Raw genomic sequence first — 17,185 nt, 5'->3', positions numbered from 1 at the left:
CAGTCGGCAGCACCAGACTGGCGGCTGGCTGGCAGGCAGAAGACGATTACGGTCCATCCTGCATGGCTCCCCCGAAAGGGCCGACCCCATCAAGATACATCACCACGGACGAATATCCATCCGGTCGGACCATCTCGAAAGGGGCCGAGCCCCGGGCCATCAGCCTCCGGGCGCGTACTTGCCGGAGAGCTGCGGCGTCTGCGTCGCGAAGCCCGCCTGCTCGCGATCCAGCCGCGTCTCCCGCCCCCAGGTCCGCTTCAATGCGTCCTTCACAAGGATGCGCAGGCGGCCCAGGCCCTCGGTCTCCAGCTCGACCACGTCGCCGTCCTGGAAGGCGCTGAGGCCGCGATGGTTGGTGCCCGTCGCCACCACGTCGCCCGGCTCCAGGGTGTGGATCGAGCTCACCCACTCGATGATCCGCGGGATCTTGTGGGCCATGTCGTCGGTGTTGAAGTCCTGCTTCACGACGCCGTTGACGGTCAGCCGGATCTGCAGCTTGTGCGGATCGGCGATTTCGTCGGCCGTCACCAGGAACGGTCCCATCGGGGCAAAGGTGTCGCGCGACTTCATCTGGAAGAAGACGTTGCTGGGCGGCGGCAGGCCGCGGGCCGAGCCGTCGATGAAGTTCATGTAGCCGAAGATGTGCCCCATCGCGTCCTTGGCCGCGACGTTGGTGGCGCGCTTTCCGATGACGATCGCCATTTCGGCCTCGCCCTCGAAGATGGTCGCCTGCACGTCGGGCAGCACCATGGTGTCGCCATGGCCGATGACCGAGCCCGGGGCCTTCTGGAAGGCATTGATCGGGGCCGGCTCGGTGCGGGTGCCGTCCTCCATGTAGTTGACCGCCATGCAGTCGATGTTGCCCGGCTTGGGCACCGGCGAACGCAGGCGGACGCCCGACAGCGGCAGGCCCCGGCCGGCCGCGGCAGCCGCTTCCAGGCGGCCGCGATAGGCGTCGAAGCGCTCGATCAGGCCGTTGATCAGGTCATGCGGACCGACATGCGGGATGTCCTGCACGACGGCGGACACGTCCACCACTTCGTCGCCGCGGACGACGCCCAGCTTGAAATCGTCGAAGAAGGCCAGCTTCATGAATTGTTTCCCCCCGAGGTGGTTCGATCCTAGCCCACGGGCCCACCGGTTTCGACCGGAGATCGAGGGAATCCGCCAGTTTCAGCCCCCGGAGGAGGAAACGGCGTGCCAGGAACGCATTCGCAGCGGGCGGCGCGCTCGTCAGATGTGAATGGCGTGCCCCAGCGCCCGCATGGCGGCTTCCTGCACGCACTCGCCGAGTGTCGGGTGCGCGTGGATCGTTCCCGCCACATCCTCCAGCCGTGCGCCCATCTCCAGCGCCAGCCCGAAGGTGGCCGACAGCTCGCCCACGCCCGCCCCCACCGCCTGCATGCCAAGGACCAGGTGGTTGTCGGCCCGAGCCACGATCCGCACGAAGCCCGATTCGGCCTCCATCGTCATCGCCCGGCCATTGGCCGACAGAGGATAGCGGCCGACTCGCGTCTCGATGCCGGCCGCGCGCGCGCCGTCCGGCGACAGGCCGACCGTCACGATCTCAGGGTCGGTGAAGCAGATGGCGGGGATCGCCACCTTGTCCCAGGCGCGGCGCTGGCCGGCGATGATCTCGGCCACCATCTCGCCCTGGGCCATTGCCCGGTGGGCCAGCATCGGCTCGCCCGTCACGTCGCCCACGGCATAGACGCCGCGCATCGCGGTGCGGCATTGCTCGTCGATGGCCACGAACGGGCCGTTCATGGCGAGTGCCAGTTCCTCGCGGCCCCAGCCCTCGGTCCGCGGCCGGCGGCCGACGGTGACGAGCACGGCATCGGCGGGCAGGCGCGCCGCCGTTCCGTCGGCGGTCTCGATCAGCAGCGCGCCCTCGCCCGCCATCCCCTGGGCCTTGGCGCCCAGATACGGCGTCACGCCAAGCTCCCGCAGCCGCTCTGCCACCGGACGCGTCAGTTCCGCGTCATACTGGGGCAGGATGCGGTCGGCCGCCTCGACGATGGCCACCTCGGATCCGAGCTTGGCGAAGGCCATGCCCAGTTCCAGCCCGATATAGCCCGCGCCGACGACAACCAGGCGGCGCGGCAATTCGGTCAGGGCCAGCGCCTCGGTCGACGAGATGACCCGGCCGCCGAACGGCAGGAACGACAGCTCGACCGGCACGGAGCCGGTGGCGATCACGACGTTGGCCGCGCGGATGACCTGGGTCCCGGTGGCCGTCGCCACCTCCACCGTCTTGCCGTCGCGGAAGCGGGCCGTGCCCTCCACCGTCTTCACCCGCGCGCGCTTCAGCAGCTCGGCCACGCCGTTGGTCAGGCGGTTGACGATGCCGCCCTTCCATTCCTGGCACGGACCCAGGTCGAAGCTGGGTGCCGCCACCGATATGCCGGGCGTCCGCTGCCCACGGGCCATGCGGGCGACATGGTGGAACTCGCCGGCGGCGTGGATCAGCGCCTTGGACGGAATGCAGCCGATGTTGAGGCAGGTGCCGCCCGGCCGCCCGGCCTCGACAATGACCGTGTCGAGGCCAAGCTGCCCCGCCCGGATCGCCGCGACATAGCCGCCTGGCCCCGCACCCACGACCAGCACCGCGCAGGAAATTTCCTTCATGCCGGCGATACTAGCCCGAACCTCGCCCGAGGCGCTTCCCTACTGAATCGCGTGACGGGCGAATCCATAGCCTTCCTGGGGCGCATCTCCACGGCCTGATAGTACGCTTAGAGCGTGATCACTCGTTGCGGCCCGAACGCTTGCAGCGTAGCTTCCGGTATGGATTTCGATTGGACCCCGGCCAAGAACGAGCGGAACCTGCGGGAGCGAGCGATCGGCTTCGACAAGGCTGCTCGCATCTTCCTCGGGCCCGTCATCGAGTTCTGCGACAGCCGACATTCCTACGGCGAAGTCCGAATCGTCGCGCTTGGCGTCGCCGACGGCCGTGAACTGGTGGTGGTCTACAGTGATCGCGATGGCGTTCGCCGCATTATCTCCGCACGTCGCGCAAACACGAAGGAACGAAAGCTATGGCACGAAACGCACGGGTGACGAGGATGACCCTCGACGAGATTGCCAAGAATCCGGGTACTGCCGACGAACGCCGCCTGGACGCCATGACCGACGAGGCCATCGAACAGCAGATCGCCGGCGATCCCGACGTTGCGCCCGACGTGATGACGCTCGGTGCCCCGCTGCCCGACCTGAAGCGGATTCGCTTGGCGCTCGGTCTCAATCAAGATGCGTTCGCGGCGGCCCTTGGCCTGCCGCTGGGGACTGTGCGGAACTGGGAGCAGCGCCGCACGATCCCCGATCCCGCCGCGATGGCACTGCTGCGCATCGTGGAGCGGGAGCCAGACGCCGCATTCCGGGCGTTGGGCGCGAAGCCGAAGGCAAAGAAACCGGGTGGCCGCGCGAAGAAAGCAGCCTAGCCGGTTGCCGGGCGTCTACGCAGCCCGGCCGACAAAGCCCGTGAAGAAGTCCGCCCGCTCCAGCGCTGCGACGGGGCCGAGGTCGACCACCGTCTCCGGCGCAACCGGCTGCGGGATGGCCCCCAGCTTGTGCAGGACGTGGGCCGCGTTGCGCATGCCCTCGACGCTGGGGAACATCATCCCCCCCATCAGGCGGGCGAACAGCACCCAGGTGTCGGCCAGCACGCCACGGTCGGGCTCGCCGGTGTATTTCGCCAGCGTCTCGATGCCGAACTCGGCATCGGTGCGGAAGCGATAGACCGCCCGGCAATAGGCGCGGACGTAGCGCAGCACGAGATCGGGCCTGGAGGCCGCGAAGCGCCGGGTAGTGGCGGCACAGCTATTCTGGAAGGCGACGTCGAGCCGGCCCAGGTCCTCGACCACGCGCCAGCCGCGCTTGGCCGCCTGGAAGGGCTCCGGCGCGTGCATGATCGCCACATCGACCCGGGATTCGTCGAGCAGCCGGTCGAGCCGCGGGCCGTCGGTGCCGACGACGACGATCTCGGCGTCGCGCGCGGGATCCCAGCCCCAGCGCTCGAACGCCATGACGATCGAGCCCTCGTCGGCATCGTTGCGGGCGACCACGCCCCAGCGCCGGCCGCGCAGGTCCTCGCGCGTCGACAGGCCGGGCCGGGCCGAGACCTGCTGGGCGCTGCGGCCGATGGCCGACGCGATGACCACGCCGTCGCCGCCGTGCCGCCGGTTGGCCAGGATCAGTTCCGGCCCGACGGAGTTGGTGAACTCGACCTCGCCCTCGATCAGCGCCCGCATGGCGTTGGGGTGACCCAGGATCGGCACCAGCTCGGGCTCCAGCCCCTCGGCCTGGAAATAGCCGCCCTCGACGCCCGCGAACACCGGCGCGATGCCCGCACCCCAGTGGGCGATCGCGATTCTGACCTTCTCCATGATTTTTCGCCGCCTTGCTTTTACTTGAGACCGCTGAGGCCGAAGCCGCGATTGACCCACCGCTGCAGCACCGCGAAGAGGAGGAACACCGGGATGGTCGCCAGGACGGCGATCGACATCTGCTCGGTCGGCGGGGTGCCGTAGTCCTCGCCGAAGGCAACCAGGCCCAGCGGGAAGGTGCGATACTCGTTCACCGACACGACCGTCAGCGGCCACAGGAACTGGTCCCAGCTGTCGCGGAACGAGAACACTGCCAGCACCGCCAGCGCCGGCCGGCATTGCGGCACGATGATCTTCCACAGGATCCGCAACTCGCCTGCCCCGTCGATGCGGGCGGCCTCGATATAGTCGGCCGGGATCGACAGCATCGACTGACGCATCAGGAAAATGCCGAACGCCTCGATCACCAGGGGGCCGGCGATGCCCTGATAGCTGTTGAGCCAGCCGAACTCGTAGACGACGAGGAAGGTGGGGACGAGCGTCACTTCCAGCGGCAGCATCAGCGTGCACAGGATCGCCAGCAGCACCCAGCGGTCGCCCGGGAAGCGGAACTTGGCCAGCCCGTAGCCGGCCAGCGTGCAGAACACGACGTTGCCCGCCATGACGATGACGGACACGACCGTGCTGTTGAAGAAGAAGGTCGGGAAGGCCGCGCGAGAGAGCGCGTTCGGATAGTTTTCCCAGTGCCAGACGGTGGGGATCCAGTCTGTCGTGAGCTGGAACATCTTCTCGCCGGCCTGGAACGACGTCGTGGTCATCCACAGGATCGGCAACAGGAAGGCGACGGTCAGGGCCAGCAGCGCCACCAGCCCCAGCCAGCGATAGAGCGGGCGCAGGCGCACGGCCAGTCGCGGTGGGCGCATCGTCGGGGCGGCGGCGGTCATCCGTGCACCCGCTCGCCGCGCATGAAGAGACGCATCTGGCCCATGGTGAAGACCAGCATGATGGCGAACAGCACGACCGAGATGGCGGCCGCCTCGCCCATCTTGAGGTACGAGAAGCCCGTCTCGTAGATCAGCATCGACAGCACGCGCGTGGCGTTGCCGGGGCCGCCACCGGTCATGATGTAGGGCATCAGGAAGATGCGGGCCGACAGCAGGGCCGAGATGACGACCACGAAAAAGATGGTCGGCATCAGCAGCGGCAGCGTGACATGGACGAAGCGATGGCGCGCCGTGGCGCCGTCAATCTCGGCCGCCTCGTAGTAGTCCCTGGGGATAGCCAGCAGGCCTGCCAAAAACACGACCATGAAATAGGGCGCGAAGCGCCAGGCGGTGACGGCGATGATGGCCGGCATGGCGGTGCTGGTATCGGTCAGCCAGTCGACGCGGGTGACGCCGAAGGGCGCCAGGAGCTGCGTCATCAGCCCGAACGGGTGCAGCAGGAAGCGCCAGACCAGGCAGACGGCAATGATCGGCATGAGGTTGGTCAGGAACATCGCCATCATGCAGTAGCGCGCGCCCGGCACGCGCGTGTTGATGGCCATCGCCAGCCCCAGGCTGACCAGCGTGATCAGCACCGTGGACCCGGCGATGTAGACCAGCGTGTTGAACAGGCTTTCGCCGAACACCGGGTCGGCCGCCAGCTTGCGATAGTTGTCGAGCCCGACGAAGGCCGGCTTCGACACCATGTCGTAGGACGTGAAGCTGAGCTCGATCGCCCAGATCATCGGCCCGAACTTGAAGACGATGAAGAACAGGATCGATGGCAGGACGAAGGCCAGCCCCCACAACGTGATCCGGCGCTGGAAATGCAGGTGCCAGAATCGCCGGCGCGGTCGCTCGCGCTCGACCGCTGCCGCCGACAGGATGTTCTCGCTCGCCATCGTTCCTCGCATGCCTGGTCGCTGGCGGGGCCGCTGCCGGCCCCGCCGCTCGTCCGAACCGGTCTCCGCGTCAGCCGCGCTTGGAGGCTTCGGTCGCGCGATCGACTTCGGCTGCGATGTCGTCCAGCGTCGTCTTGATGTCGGCCCGGTTCAGCATGATGCGCTGGACGCCGCGATGCACCGCGTCGGCCAGCTCGTTGTAGACGACCGTCCGCGGCAGGTAGACGCCCTGGTCCTTGGCCTTGATGATCTCGTCGACATGCGGGAACTGCCGCACCTCGGGCGCGTCGGCCCAGCCGCTCTTGCGCGCCAGCGTGAAGGGGGCGGTGTCCTTCCAGCAGTCGGCCAGGTCGCTCATCATGAACTTGTAGAGGTCGTGCAGGACCTCCTGCTTCTCCTTGGGTGCGCGGGCGTTGACCACCAGGTTGAAGCCGTAGGTGGTCGAGAAGCCCTTGCCGGCCTCGACGCCCGGATACTGCACCGGGCGGTAGTAGCCCTCGGTCAGCATCTTCTGGTTCTGCGAGGCGATCGCCGCCGGCGGGATCGGGTGGCAGAAGAACATCGAGGCCCGCTCGCGCAGCCAGTCCATCTGCGGCAGGGGCGCGGTCGCGATCGAATCCGCCGGGTCCTCGGCGCCATAGGTGCGCGCGATCGAGGCCCGGGTCGTCATCGCCCGGACGCCGGCCGCGTTGTTGATCGTGCACTTGCCGGCATCGTCGAACCAAGCGCCGCCATGCTGGATCAGCATGGGGTTGAACTGGATCATCGTCCATTGCGCGGCATGCATGGCGAACTTGAAGCCCTGCCGGGTGAAGCGCTCGCCGCTCTTGACGGTCAAACGCTTGGCCACCTCGCCCAGCTGCTCCCAGGTCTGCGGCCAGTCGCGCTCGGCATCGAGCCCGACCTCCTTGAACTGGTTGGTGTTGAGGTAGTTGGCAAAGCCATAGAACCACAGCGGATAGCCGTAGACCTTGCCGTCCTTGGTGGCGCCGGCAACGAAGGCCTGGGTGAAGTCGTCGCTGAAGGTCTTCACCGAGGAATAGCCCAGGCGCTGCACGTCGAGCGGGGCCAGCAGGTCCTTGGCCAGCCAGGTCGGCATGAACCAGTCCTGGCTGACGAAGCCGTCTGGCGCGGTGCCGGTGGCGAAGCCGACGCTCAGCTTCTTGCCGAGGTCGCCAAAGGGGAAGAACTGGAAATCGACCTTCACCGCCGGGTTCTGCTCCATGAACAGGCGGATGCGCTTGTGCAGCCACGGCCGCTGCTGCGGGTTCTCGAAGGTCCAGAAGCTGAGATTGACAGGCGCCTTGGCCTGGGCCCAGGCGCGCTGGCCGAGGCCAAGGGTGGCCGCACCGGCGCCGGCCGCGCCCAGGCCGATAAGGACATCGCGCCGCGAGGGGCCGGTGCCCCGGATCGTGTTCGTCTTGCTGACCATCGTTTCCTCCTGTTGCGATCGATCTGCCGTCGATCTCTATCGGTGCCCGGACGTCTATTCGTGTTTCGTATCTTCCCGCTTCAGCCCCGCCATCGTCTCCAGGACCAGGGCCACGGCCGCGGTGTCCTGGTCGCCATATCCCGACGCCACCGCCGCCTGGAACAGCGGCGCGCAGGCCGCGAACATCGGCGTCGGGCAGCCGAGCGTGGTCGCGAAGTCGGCGATGACCCGCAGGTCCTTGCGCCACAGGTCGAGCGGCATCGTCTCGACCGGCAGGTAGCGGTCGGCGATGAGCATGTTGCCGCGCACCTGCAGCGCGCGCGAGCTACCGGCGCCGTCGGCCACCACGTCGAACATCTGCTGCGGGTCGAGCCCGGCCTTGCGGGCAAGCGCGAAGGCCTCGCCGGCGGCCACCGTGTGGATCGCCACCAGCAGGTTGGCCACGAACTTCATCTTCGAGCCGTTGCCGAAGACGCCCAGATGATGGGGGCCGCGCGAGAAGCCCTGGAACACCGGCAGGCAGCAATCCCAGGCGTCGCGCGGGCCGCTGCCATAGACCAGCACGTCGCGGGTGCGGGCCTGGCTGCCCGAGCCCGACAGCGGGCAATCGAGCATGACGATGCCGATGTCGGCCAGGGCCAGGCGCGCCTTCTCCTTGTCGTCGAGCGTCAGCGTGCTGGTCTCGGCCAGGATGCGGCCGCCCGGCGGCAGCGTCGTCAGGTCGGCCACCACAGCGTGCAACGCGGCGGCCGATGGCAGGCAGGTCAGGATCACCTCGGCTTCCGCCGCCGCTGCCGCCGCGGATGGGGCGAGGTTTCCCCCCATCTCCACGAAGGCTGCCTGCGCTGCGGCAGACGGGTCGTAGCCATGCACCGTGAAGCCGGCCGCGATCATGTTGCGGCTCATCGCCGACCCCATGATGCCGAGGCCGATCATGGCGACCGGGCGCCGGGCTTCGGCCATCGCGGTCAGCCCTTGCGCCCGGCCCAGTAGGCCGGCAGCTCGGTGCAGTCGCGCCCGCCCCAGCCGGCTTGGCTCGCCTCGTCATAGACGGCCAGCGTGCGCTCGGCCACCGGCAGGGCGAAGCCCCGGCCATGGGCCTCGGCCACCATGGTGCGCAGGTCCTTGCGGATGGAATCGCAGTCGAAGGTGGCCGACCCCGATTCCGCCGTCGCCAGCGCCTTGGCCACGGCCGCGCCGCGCGCCTTCAGGACGTTGGGGCCGCCCGAGGTATCGGCGAACAGCTCCACCAGCCAGCCGCGATCGACCTTCAGATGGTCGCACAGCGCATAGGCTTCGCCGAATGCCTGCCAGAACACGGCCAGCGGCAGGTTGATCGCCAGCTTCATGCTGGCGCCGGCGCCGATCGGGCCGACATGGTCGACGCGCCGGCAGAGCTGGTCCAGGACCGGCCGCGCGCGCTCTACATCAGCCGCCTCGCCACCGGCCAGGCCCAGCAGCTTGCCCTGGAGCGCCGGACCGACAGTCCCCCCGACGGGGCATTCCACTAGAACGGCGCCCGCCGACTTCACCCGCTCGGCCAGGGCCGTCTCCGCCTCCGGTCGGACGGTGCTCATCTCGATGAAGAGGCGGCCGGCGACGTTGCCGGCCAACAGCCCATCCGGGCCGCCATAGACCGCCTCGATGGCTTCGGCATCGGTCACGATGGTGATGACCGCCTCGACGGCGGCGGCCAGTTCGCGCGGGCTGGCGGCGACGGCGGCACCAGCGGCGGCCAGCGGGGCCGCGCGTTCGGCCGTGCGGTTCCACACATGGACCTCATGCCCGACATCGATCAGGCGGCGGGCGATCGCCGCCCCCATCCGCCCCAGCCCGGCCACGCCGATCTTCATTGGCTTTCCTTCCCACGCTTATTCTTCAGAGCCCGTAGAGGCGCTGGGCCGTATCGTGCAGCACCGCTTGGCGATCGGCCTCCGGCAGGTCGGCCAGGCAGGCCCGGACGGTCGCGATCAGCGTCGCATAGTCCGTCCACAGCTTCTCTATGGGAAAGTTGCTGCCGAACAGGCAACGCCCCGGGCCGAACAGGTCGATGGTGGCGGTGACGATCGGCTTCCATCGCTCGACCGAGCAGGCGCGGTCGAAGGTGCCCAGGCCCGACACCTTCGTGGCCACATTCGGACAAGACGCAAGCTCCACCATCCCGGCCCGCCACAGCGCCCAGCCTGCGGGCGTGCGATCCTCCAGCATGCCGGCATGGGTCAGGATGAAGGTCACGCCGGGGAAGGCCCGCAGCAGGGCGGCCGCGTCGGCCATCTGGCTGGCGAATACCTGCAGCTCGAACATCAGGCCGCGGCGCTCGACCTCGGCCAGCCCACGCCGCCAGGCCGGGTCGTTCATCACGTCAGGGCGCGCGGCGAAACGGTACTGCGGGTTGGCGTGCCAGTGGATCTGCTGGCGCACCGCACGCAGGCGGCAGACCGCCATCTGGCGGTCGAGCACGTCGCCCACATCGGGCGCGGCCAAGTCGGCGAAGGCGGTGACGGCATGGGGAAAGCCGTGCCGGTCGGCCGTCTGCTGCACCCAGGCCGCCTCGTCGACCTCACCGCCCGGGGCGACGTTCACCTGCACGAAGACCGACTTCACGACGCCGCACGGCACGGCATCCGCCATGTACTCGTCGATGTCGTAGTCGCGCCGCAGCGGTTCGTAGGCGCCGAAGATGCGCGGCACGGCCGGCCCCTGGAGCCAGGGCGTGGCGGCCAGGCGCCAGATGTGGTGGTGCGCGTCGATGATGGGCCCGGTCATGCCAGCGCCAGCAGCTCGGGCGAATGGGACGGCGGCCGGGCACTGACGCGCAGGATGAACTCCGTCGTCAGGCCCAGCGCCGGATCGCTCTGCGGCGTGTCGTGGCCGCGCTCGATGAAGGCACCCAGGCGGCGACCGAGCCGGACCGCATCCTTGCCGGCGGGCAACCGCTCCGCCTCGAAGCGGGCCAGGGCATCGGCGATCGACCCGCCGGCCGCCAGACTCCGGGCCAGGGCCCAGGCATCCTCGCCCGCCTTCAGCACGCCGATGCCGGCATGCGGCCGCGCCACGAAGGCGGCGTCCCCGATGAGCGCCACGCCGTTGAAGGCGATCCGCTCGGATTCGACATCGTAGATCGGCTGCAGCATCGGGTGCTCGGCCAGCGCCACGACCTGGGCCAGCGGCGCCGGCAGGTCGGCGGCGGCGTCGCGGCGCAGGCGGTCGACCAGGTCGGGCCGGATCAGCGGCGGCGGGATCGAGTAATCGTGGGTGCGGCCGCTGGCATCGGTCAGCAGGTCGGCCAGCGGCGCCCCGTCGCCGACATGGCGATACCACAGGAAATTGTAGCGGCGATGCCCCGGCGCCACGGAATCGTCGGCACCCGCAACCGGGTAGCCGATGAACTGCCCGCCCGGCGGAAAGCAGAAGCAATACTGGCCGAAGCCTTCGGCGCGGAAGGCCGCCGGCAGTGCCGTCTCCGGCACCAGGCCGCGCCAGGCGACGTAGCCGGCATAGCGCGGAACGACCGCCGGGGCCATGAGATGGCGCACGCGCGAGCGGAATCCATCGGCGCCCACTACCAGGTCGGCCACCTCGGCCCCGCCATCGGCGAAATAGGCGACCGGGCCGTTGCCGTCATGGCGGATCGCCACCAGCTCGCGCCCGCCTTCGTAGCGCCCGCCGGGGAAGGCCGCCTTCAGCGGGTTGTAGACGTAGCTCCAGGAGGTCAGGTACTGCGGGAAAGCGAACTGGCCCAACTGCTTGCCATGGCGGTCGACAGCGATGCGGCCATCCACCTGGATGCCAAGCGGCCCCGTCTCGGTCACGCCGGCGGCGGCCATGATCGGCTCCATCTCGGCGTGGCGGGCGATGCCGGCGCCGCGCGAGGCGAGGTCATCGGGCACGCGCTCGTAGATCGCGACGTCCCAGCCGGCACGATGCAGCATGTTGCCGACGAAGAGCCCGGCTACCGATCCACCGACGATGATGGCCTTCCGCCGTGCCGGCGCTGGCGTACCCATCCGCTATCCCACTCCCATTCGAGAGAGCGTTTCTCGCAAGCCCAGGCCATCGCCGCAAATGCTGATGCGCTATAGCGGATATAGTCGGGCGCTATAGCCCGTACTTGCCGGGCACCGCCAGAAGCTCGGCATGGATCATCTGCACGATGCGCTGGGCCGGCAGCGACAGCGGCTGATCGGGCCGGTGCATGACATAGATGTCGGACGTCAGGTGCGGCGAGGCGATGGGGTTGAGGATGAAGCGGCCCGAACTGCGATCCTTGATGACGGCCGCACTCGGCAGCATCGTCGACCAGTCGGATTCGCCGACGAACTCCATGGTGGCGCCGAGGCCGTCCACCTCGATCACGCGGGCGGGCCGGATGGTGCCGGCCTTGATCTGGCGGTCGAGGATGCGCCGCAGGGAATGGTGCGCCGACGGCAGTACCAGCTTCAGCCCGTCGATCGCGTCGAGCCGGCACGGGACCCAGGGCTGGCGCGGTCGGGCGGCGCCTGACACCAGCAGCACGCGGTCGCTGAAGAGCAGCCGCATGGTCAGGTTGGTCTGCGGCGCCGGGCGGTTGCAGACGGCCAGGTCCAGTTCCCCGGCTACCACGCGGTCTGCCAGCGTTCCGCTATAGGCCTCCACGATCTCGATCTCGACCTTGGGATAGGCACTCGTATAGTCGACCAGGATCTTGGCCAGCGGCCCACGGCAGATGGTGGGCATCAGCCCGACCCGGATGGCGCCCGCTATCGTGCCGCCGAAGTCCAGCATCTCCTGCCGGGCCGATGCAAGATCGCGCAGCAACCCGTTGCAGAGCTTGTAGAAATGCCGCCCCGCCGGCGTCGCCTGCACCCCCTGGGCCGAACGCTCGAAGAGCCGGACCGACATCTCGGCCTCGAGCTGGCGGATATGCACCGACAGGGCCGGCTGGGCCACGTTCTCGCGTTCGGCAGCCCGGCTGATGCTGCCCTCCTCATAGACCGCGACGAAGTAGCGAAGCCGGCGGAAGTCCATCATGCTCGTAGCGAGCCCACGCCGGTGCGTTCCTCGAATGCTCGCTTCGCTGCGCGCTCGGAATGAGGACGGTCAGAACCCAAAATAGTCACTTCTGCAGTGTTGGGCATGCCGAACTCGAATTCCCTCATCCCGCGCCTCCTGTCGAGAGACCCAATGACGGTAGAGCACTCGTGCAGAACGCCTGACCGCGTCAGATAAAGATCATCGCCGGGGCTTCCAGCAGCGCCTTGATGCGTTGCACGAAGACGGCGGCGTCCCAGCCGTCGATGACGCGGTGGTCGAAGCTGGAGGAAAGGTTCATCATCCGGCGCGGCACGAACTGGCTGCCGTCCCACATCGGGCGGACCTGGATCTTGTTCACCCCGACGATGGCGACCTCCGGGTGGTTGACGACGGGGGTGGTGGCGATGCCGCCCATGCTGCCGAGCGAGGTGATGGTGATGGTGGAGCCCGTCAGTTCCTCGCGCGTGGCGGTGCCGGCCTTGGCGGCGTCGGCCAGGCGCGCCAGTTCGGCGGCACAACCCCACAGGTCGCGCGCCTCGGCATGGCGGACGACGGGCACGACCAGGCCCGCGGGCGTCTGCGTCGCGACGCCGACATGGACCCCGCCATGGCGGTGGATGACCCCGGCCTCGTCGTCATAGAGCGCGTTCAGGGCGGGCTGCTCGGCCACCGCCTTCACCATGGCGCGCATCAGGAAGGGCAGGATGGTGAGGCGCGGCCGGCCCTCGACCTTTTCCTTGTTCAGGGCGGCCCGCAGGTCTTCCAGCGCCTCGACGTCCACCTCCTCGACATAGGTGATATGGGCGATGCGGCGCTTGGCGAGCGCCATCCGCTCGGCGATGCGGCGGCGCAGGCCGACGATCTTCACCTCTTCCACGGCATCGTTGCGGCGCAGGCCGGGGGCACCGGCGGGCTGGTCGCCCGCGGCCAGGAACCGCTCCAGGTCGTCATGGCCGATGCGGCCGGCAGGCCCGGTGCCGCGCACCTGGCGCAGGTCGATGCCGGCATCGCGCGCCCGCTTGCGCACGGCCGGCGACGCCAGCGGCCGGTCGCCCTCGCGCCGCGGCGGGCCGGCGGCGGCGGCGGCAGTATCGGCCGGACGGCCCTTCGGCTTCGGAGCGGTGGGTGCCGGTGGCGCGACCGCCTCTGCCACGACAGGCGAGGCTTCAGCGGCCGGCTCGGCCTTGGCGGGCGCCGGCCCGGCGTCGTTCCCCTGCCCCGCCACCTCCAGCCGGACCAGCGGCGCGCCGACCGCGATCTTGTCGCCGATCTCCCCCGCCAGCCAGGTGACGGTGCCGGCCACGGGCGTCGGGATCTCGACCGCGGCCTTGTCGGTCATGACGCTGGCCAGCACGTCGTCCTCGGCCACCTGCTGGCCGACCGCGACGTTCCATTCCACCAGTTCGGCCTCGGCGACGCCTTCGCCGATGTCGGGCAGCTTGATGACGTGGGTTCCCATGACTCAGCCCGCCATCGCTGCCTGGAGGGCCTCGCCGACGCGGGCGGGGCCGGGGAAATAGTCCCACTCCTGGGCGTGGGGATAGGGCGTGTCCCAGCCGGCGACGCGGCCGACCGGCGCCTCCAGCGAATAGAAGCAGGTCTCCTGCACCAGGGCCGCCAGTTCCGCCCCGAAGCCCGAGGTCAGCGTCGCCTCGTGCACGACGACGCAGCGGCCGGTTCGGGTGACCGAGGCCGCGATGGTGTCGAGGTCGAGCGGCAGCAGGGTGCGCAGGTCGATCACCTCGGCGTCGATCCCGGTCGCCTCGGCCGCCGCGATGGCGACATGGACCATGGTGCCGTAGGCGAGCACGGTCACCGCCGTGCCCGGCCGGCGCACGACCGCCTGGCCCAGCGGCACGGTGAAATGCCCCTCCGGCACCTCGCCCAGCGGGTGCTTCGACCAGGGCGTCACCGGCCGGTCGTGATAGCCGTCGAAGGGGCCGTTGTAGAGCCGCTTGGGCTCCAGGAAGATAATCGGGTCGTCATCCTCGATGGCGGCGATCAGCAGGCCCTTGGCGTCGTGCGGGTTGGACGGCACCACGGTCTTCAGCCCGGCGACATGGGTGAACAGGGCCTCCGGGCTCTGGCTGTGGGTCTGGCCGCCGAAGATGCCGCCGCCGGTCGGCATGCGGATGGTCAACGGCGCGGTGAAATCCCCGTTCGAGCGATAGCGCAGGCGGGCCGCCTCCGACACGATCTGGTCGTAGGCGGGATAGACATAGTCGGCGAACTGGATCTCGACGCAGGGGCGCAGGCCATAGGCGGCCATGCCGATGGCGGTGCCCACGATGCCGCTCTCGTTGATCGGCGTGTCGAAGCAGCGCGACGCGCCGAACTTCTGCTGCAGGCCCTGGGTGCAGCGGAAGACACCGCCGAAATAGCCGACATCCTCGCCGAACACGACGACGTTGGGGTCGCGCGTCATGGCGACCGCCATCGCGTCGCGGATCGCCTCGATCATGGTCATGCGCGCCATGGCTCAGACCCCGGCCTGGCGGCGCTGCCGCACCAGGTGCGGGGGCATGTCGCGATAGACGCCCTCGAACATGTCGCGCACCGAGGGCTTGCCGCCGGAATGCAGCGTGCCATGGCCCTCGGCCTCGCGCTGGGCGGCCAGGACCTCGGCCTCGACCTCGGCATTGTACTGGGCGTGGCGCGCGTCCGACCACACGCCGCGGGCGACCAGGTGGTTCTTCAGCCGCTCGATCGGGTCGCCCAGCGGCCAGGCGTCCGATTCCGTCTTGGGCCGGTAGGCCGAGGGGTCGTCCGATGTCGAATGGGCAGCCACGCGATAGGTCACGTACTCCACCAGCGTCGGCCCCAGGTTGCGGCGCGCCCGCTCGGCCGCCCACTTCGCCACGGCGTGGACTGCCAGATAGTCGTTGCCGTCCACCCGCAATGCCGGGATGCCGAAACCGTGGCCGCGGGCGGCGAAGGTCCCTGCCCCGCCGCGCGCGATCCCCTGGAAGGTGGAGATGGCCCACTGGTTGTTGACGATGTTGAGGACGACCGGCGCCTTGTAGGTCGACGCGAAGACGAGCGCCGCGTGGAAATCCGATTCCGCCGTCGAGCCGTCGCCGATCCAGCCGGCCGCGATCTTCGTGTCGCCCTTGATCGCCGAGGCCATCGCCCAGCCCACCGCCTGGACATACTGGGTGCCGAGATTGCCGGAGATCGAGAAGAAGCCGTGCGAGCGGGCCGAGTACATGATCGGTAGCTGGCGGCCATGCAGCGGGTCGGCGTCGTTGGAGAAGATCTGGTTCATCATGTCGACCAGCGGATAGCCGCCGGCGATCAGCAGCCCCTGCTGGCGATAGGTCGGGAAGTTCATGTCGCCCGGCGCCAATGCCTTCTGGAAGGCGCACGCGATCGCCTCCTCGCCCAGGCACTGCATGTAGAAGGACGTCTTGCCCTGGCGCTGGGCCATCAGCATGCGGGCGTCGAACACCCGCACCTTCATCATGTCGCGCAGGCCCTGGAGCGCCTCCTCGTCCGACAGCGAGCCCGCCCACGGCCCCACCGCCTCGGCATCGCGGTTCAGCACGCGGATGATCGTATAGGCGTGGTCGCGGATCTCCTCGGGCGCCACGTCGACCGGCGGGCGCGGCACGGTGCCGGCGCGCGGAATGTGGACACCGCTGAAATCGGGCCGGTCGCCGGGCCGGACGGAGGGTGCGGGGACGTGCAGGCTGAGGGGGGCAGGATCGCTCATGCAACTCCGGTCCTGGAACGCGGGCGAGCGGATGATCATGGTCCTCGCCACCCGTCGCAGTCTACATAATGCGGGGCACCTCACAGCGGGAGAGGCAACGGCATGGCCTGGAAGCGCGTGGTACTGGAAATCGGCATGGGCACCGACATACGCGGCGGCGACAGCACCAAGGCGGCGGTGCGCGCGCTGCGCGATGCGCTGTGGCACAACTCGCTCGGCATCGCCGAACTGGTCGGCCAGACGTCGGACGACATGCGGGTCGCCGTCACCATCGGCGTGCCGCGGCCCGAGACGGTGCGTACCGAGGAGGTGCTGGCCGTCCTGCCGCACGGCACCGGCACGGTGACGGTCGTGGACGGCGGGCTGGCGATCCCGCGCGAGGGCACGGGCGATGTGACGCTGATCGCCCACGCCGCCGCCATCGTCCAACTCGACCTGCCCGAAACCGGAGGCCGCCCATGACCGCCAAACGCGTGATCCTGGAGATGGGGGCCGGCAACGACCTGCATGGCGGCGACTACACCAAGGCGGCGCTGCGCGCGGTGCAGGACGCCCTCCACCACAGTTCGCTCAGCTTCATCCGCACGCTCGGCATCGACAAGGCGAGCCTCGTCGTCGACGTGACCATCGGGGTCCAGCAGCCGGACCGGGTCGACCTGGAGCGGGTGAAGGCGAGCCTGCCGGTCGGCCGGGTGACGGTGCGGGCGGTGAAGGGCGGGCTCGACGTGCCCGACGCCGAGGGCGGCGATTTCGCCGCCATCGCCAGCGCGGCGATCGAAGTGCGGGTGGAACGGCCCGAATAGCCCAGGAGGGGGCAG

The 17,185-nt window shown here is 69.2% G+C and carries 18 protein-coding genes; 4 read left to right on the top strand and 14 right to left on the bottom strand.

Annotation, left to right across the window (positions count from 1 at the left end):
* Nucleotides 1-159: 159 nt before the first annotated feature.
* Nucleotides 160-1,092 carry a fumarylacetoacetate hydrolase family protein gene (locus STVA_RS09050; RefSeq protein ID WP_123688963.1) on the bottom strand — a complete coding sequence of 311 codons (933 nt, stop codon included), beginning with the start codon at nt 1,090-1,092 and terminating at the stop codon, nt 160-162.
* Nucleotides 1,093-1,233: 141 nt separating this feature from the next.
* Nucleotides 1,234-2,628 (bottom strand): dihydrolipoyl dehydrogenase, encoded by a 1,395-nt coding sequence (lpdA, locus tag STVA_RS09045; protein ID WP_123688964.1) that lies wholly within the window; start codon nt 2,626-2,628, stop codon nt 1,234-1,236.
* Between the two features lie 159 nt (nt 2,629-2,787).
* Between lpdA and STVA_RS09040 the strand changes: the two genes are divergently transcribed.
* Both STVA_RS09040 and STVA_RS09035 read left to right on the top strand, forming a co-directional pair.
* Nucleotides 2,788-3,060, top strand: a complete 273-nt coding sequence (locus STVA_RS09040; RefSeq protein WP_123688965.1) for a BrnT family toxin — start codon at nt 2,788-2,790, stop codon at nt 3,058-3,060.
* A 5-nt stretch (nt 3,061-3,065) separates the two neighbouring features.
* On the top strand, nt 3,066-3,440 hold the full coding sequence (locus tag STVA_RS09035) for a helix-turn-helix domain-containing protein (protein WP_123688966.1): 375 nt from the start codon (nt 3,066-3,068) through the stop codon (nt 3,438-3,440).
* Between the two features lie 15 nt (nt 3,441-3,455).
* Here STVA_RS09035 and STVA_RS09030 read toward each other — a convergent pair whose 3' ends face one another.
* The 12 genes from STVA_RS09030 to STVA_RS08975 form a co-directional block, all read right to left on the bottom strand.
* Nucleotides 3,456-4,385 (bottom strand): ABC transporter substrate-binding protein, encoded by a 930-nt coding sequence (locus tag STVA_RS09030; RefSeq protein WP_123688967.1) that lies wholly within the window; start codon nt 4,383-4,385, stop codon nt 3,456-3,458.
* A 20-nt stretch (nt 4,386-4,405) separates the two neighbouring features.
* Complete coding sequence (locus STVA_RS09025) at nt 4,406-5,269, bottom strand: carbohydrate ABC transporter permease (RefSeq protein ID WP_123688968.1); 864 nt, start codon at nt 5,267-5,269, stop codon at nt 4,406-4,408.
* On the bottom strand, nt 5,266-6,210 hold the full coding sequence (locus tag STVA_RS09020; RefSeq protein WP_170216379.1) for a carbohydrate ABC transporter permease: 945 nt from the start codon (nt 6,208-6,210) through the stop codon (nt 5,266-5,268). Before STVA_RS09020 ends, STVA_RS09025 begins: the two co-directional genes overlap by 4 nt.
* 70 nt (nt 6,211-6,280) lie before the next feature.
* On the bottom strand, nt 6,281-7,642 hold the full coding sequence (locus STVA_RS09015) for an extracellular solute-binding protein (protein WP_123688970.1): 1,362 nt from the start codon (nt 7,640-7,642) through the stop codon (nt 6,281-6,283).
* Between the two features lie 54 nt (nt 7,643-7,696).
* Nucleotides 7,697-8,605, bottom strand: a complete 909-nt coding sequence (locus STVA_RS09010; RefSeq protein WP_123688971.1) for an NAD(P)-dependent oxidoreductase — start codon at nt 8,603-8,605, stop codon at nt 7,697-7,699.
* 5 nt (nt 8,606-8,610) lie between these two features.
* Nucleotides 8,611-9,495: an NAD(P)-dependent oxidoreductase gene (locus STVA_RS09005; protein ID WP_123688972.1), complete on the bottom strand. Its 885-nt coding sequence runs from the start codon at nt 9,493-9,495 to the stop codon at nt 8,611-8,613.
* A 25-nt stretch (nt 9,496-9,520) separates the two neighbouring features.
* The gene (locus tag STVA_RS09000) at nt 9,521-10,408 is read right to left on the bottom strand and encodes an amidohydrolase family protein (RefSeq protein WP_123688973.1); all 888 of its coding nucleotides are present in this window, start codon (nt 10,406-10,408) and stop codon (nt 9,521-9,523) included.
* Nucleotides 10,405-11,649, bottom strand: a complete 1,245-nt coding sequence (locus tag STVA_RS08995; protein WP_123688974.1) for an FAD binding domain-containing protein — start codon at nt 11,647-11,649, stop codon at nt 10,405-10,407. The genes STVA_RS09000 and STVA_RS08995 overlap by 4 nt, the downstream gene beginning before the upstream one ends.
* A 91-nt stretch (nt 11,650-11,740) precedes the next feature.
* On the bottom strand, nt 11,741-12,652 hold the full coding sequence (locus STVA_RS08990; protein WP_123688975.1) for a LysR family transcriptional regulator: 912 nt from the start codon (nt 12,650-12,652) through the stop codon (nt 11,741-11,743).
* A gap of 190 nt (nt 12,653-12,842) precedes the next feature.
* Nucleotides 12,843-14,114 (bottom strand): dihydrolipoamide acetyltransferase family protein, encoded by a 1,272-nt coding sequence (locus STVA_RS08985; protein ID WP_123688976.1) that lies wholly within the window; start codon nt 14,112-14,114, stop codon nt 12,843-12,845.
* Nucleotides 14,115-14,117: 3 nt separating this feature from the next.
* On the bottom strand, nt 14,118-15,131 hold the full coding sequence (locus STVA_RS08980) for an alpha-ketoacid dehydrogenase subunit beta (protein WP_123688977.1): 1,014 nt from the start codon (nt 15,129-15,131) through the stop codon (nt 14,118-14,120).
* Between the two features lie 3 nt (nt 15,132-15,134).
* Entirely contained in the window at nt 15,135-16,367 is a 1,233-nt protein-coding gene (locus STVA_RS08975) for a 3-methyl-2-oxobutanoate dehydrogenase (2-methylpropanoyl-transferring) subunit alpha (protein ID WP_123688978.1), read from the bottom strand.
* A gap of 102 nt (nt 16,368-16,469) precedes the next feature.
* Between STVA_RS08975 and STVA_RS08970 the strand changes: the two genes are divergently transcribed.
* Both STVA_RS08970 and STVA_RS08965 read left to right on the top strand, forming a co-directional pair.
* Nucleotides 16,470-16,829, top strand: coding sequence for a Lin0512 family protein (locus STVA_RS08970; protein ID WP_123688979.1), 360 nt, complete (start codon nt 16,470-16,472; stop codon nt 16,827-16,829).
* Complete coding sequence (locus STVA_RS08965; protein WP_123688980.1) at nt 16,826-17,170, top strand: Lin0512 family protein; 345 nt, start codon at nt 16,826-16,828, stop codon at nt 17,168-17,170. The genes STVA_RS08970 and STVA_RS08965 overlap by 4 nt, the downstream gene beginning before the upstream one ends.
* The last annotated feature ends 15 nt before the right edge of the window (nt 17,171-17,185 follow it).

Source organism: Stella humosa (assembly GCF_006738645.1).
GTDB classification, from domain to species: Bacteria; Pseudomonadota; Alphaproteobacteria; order ATCC43930; family Allostellaceae; genus Allostella; species Allostella humosa.
The sequence above is the reverse complement of the archived record's forward strand: the minus strand, read 5'-3'. Positions and strand labels throughout refer to the sequence as shown.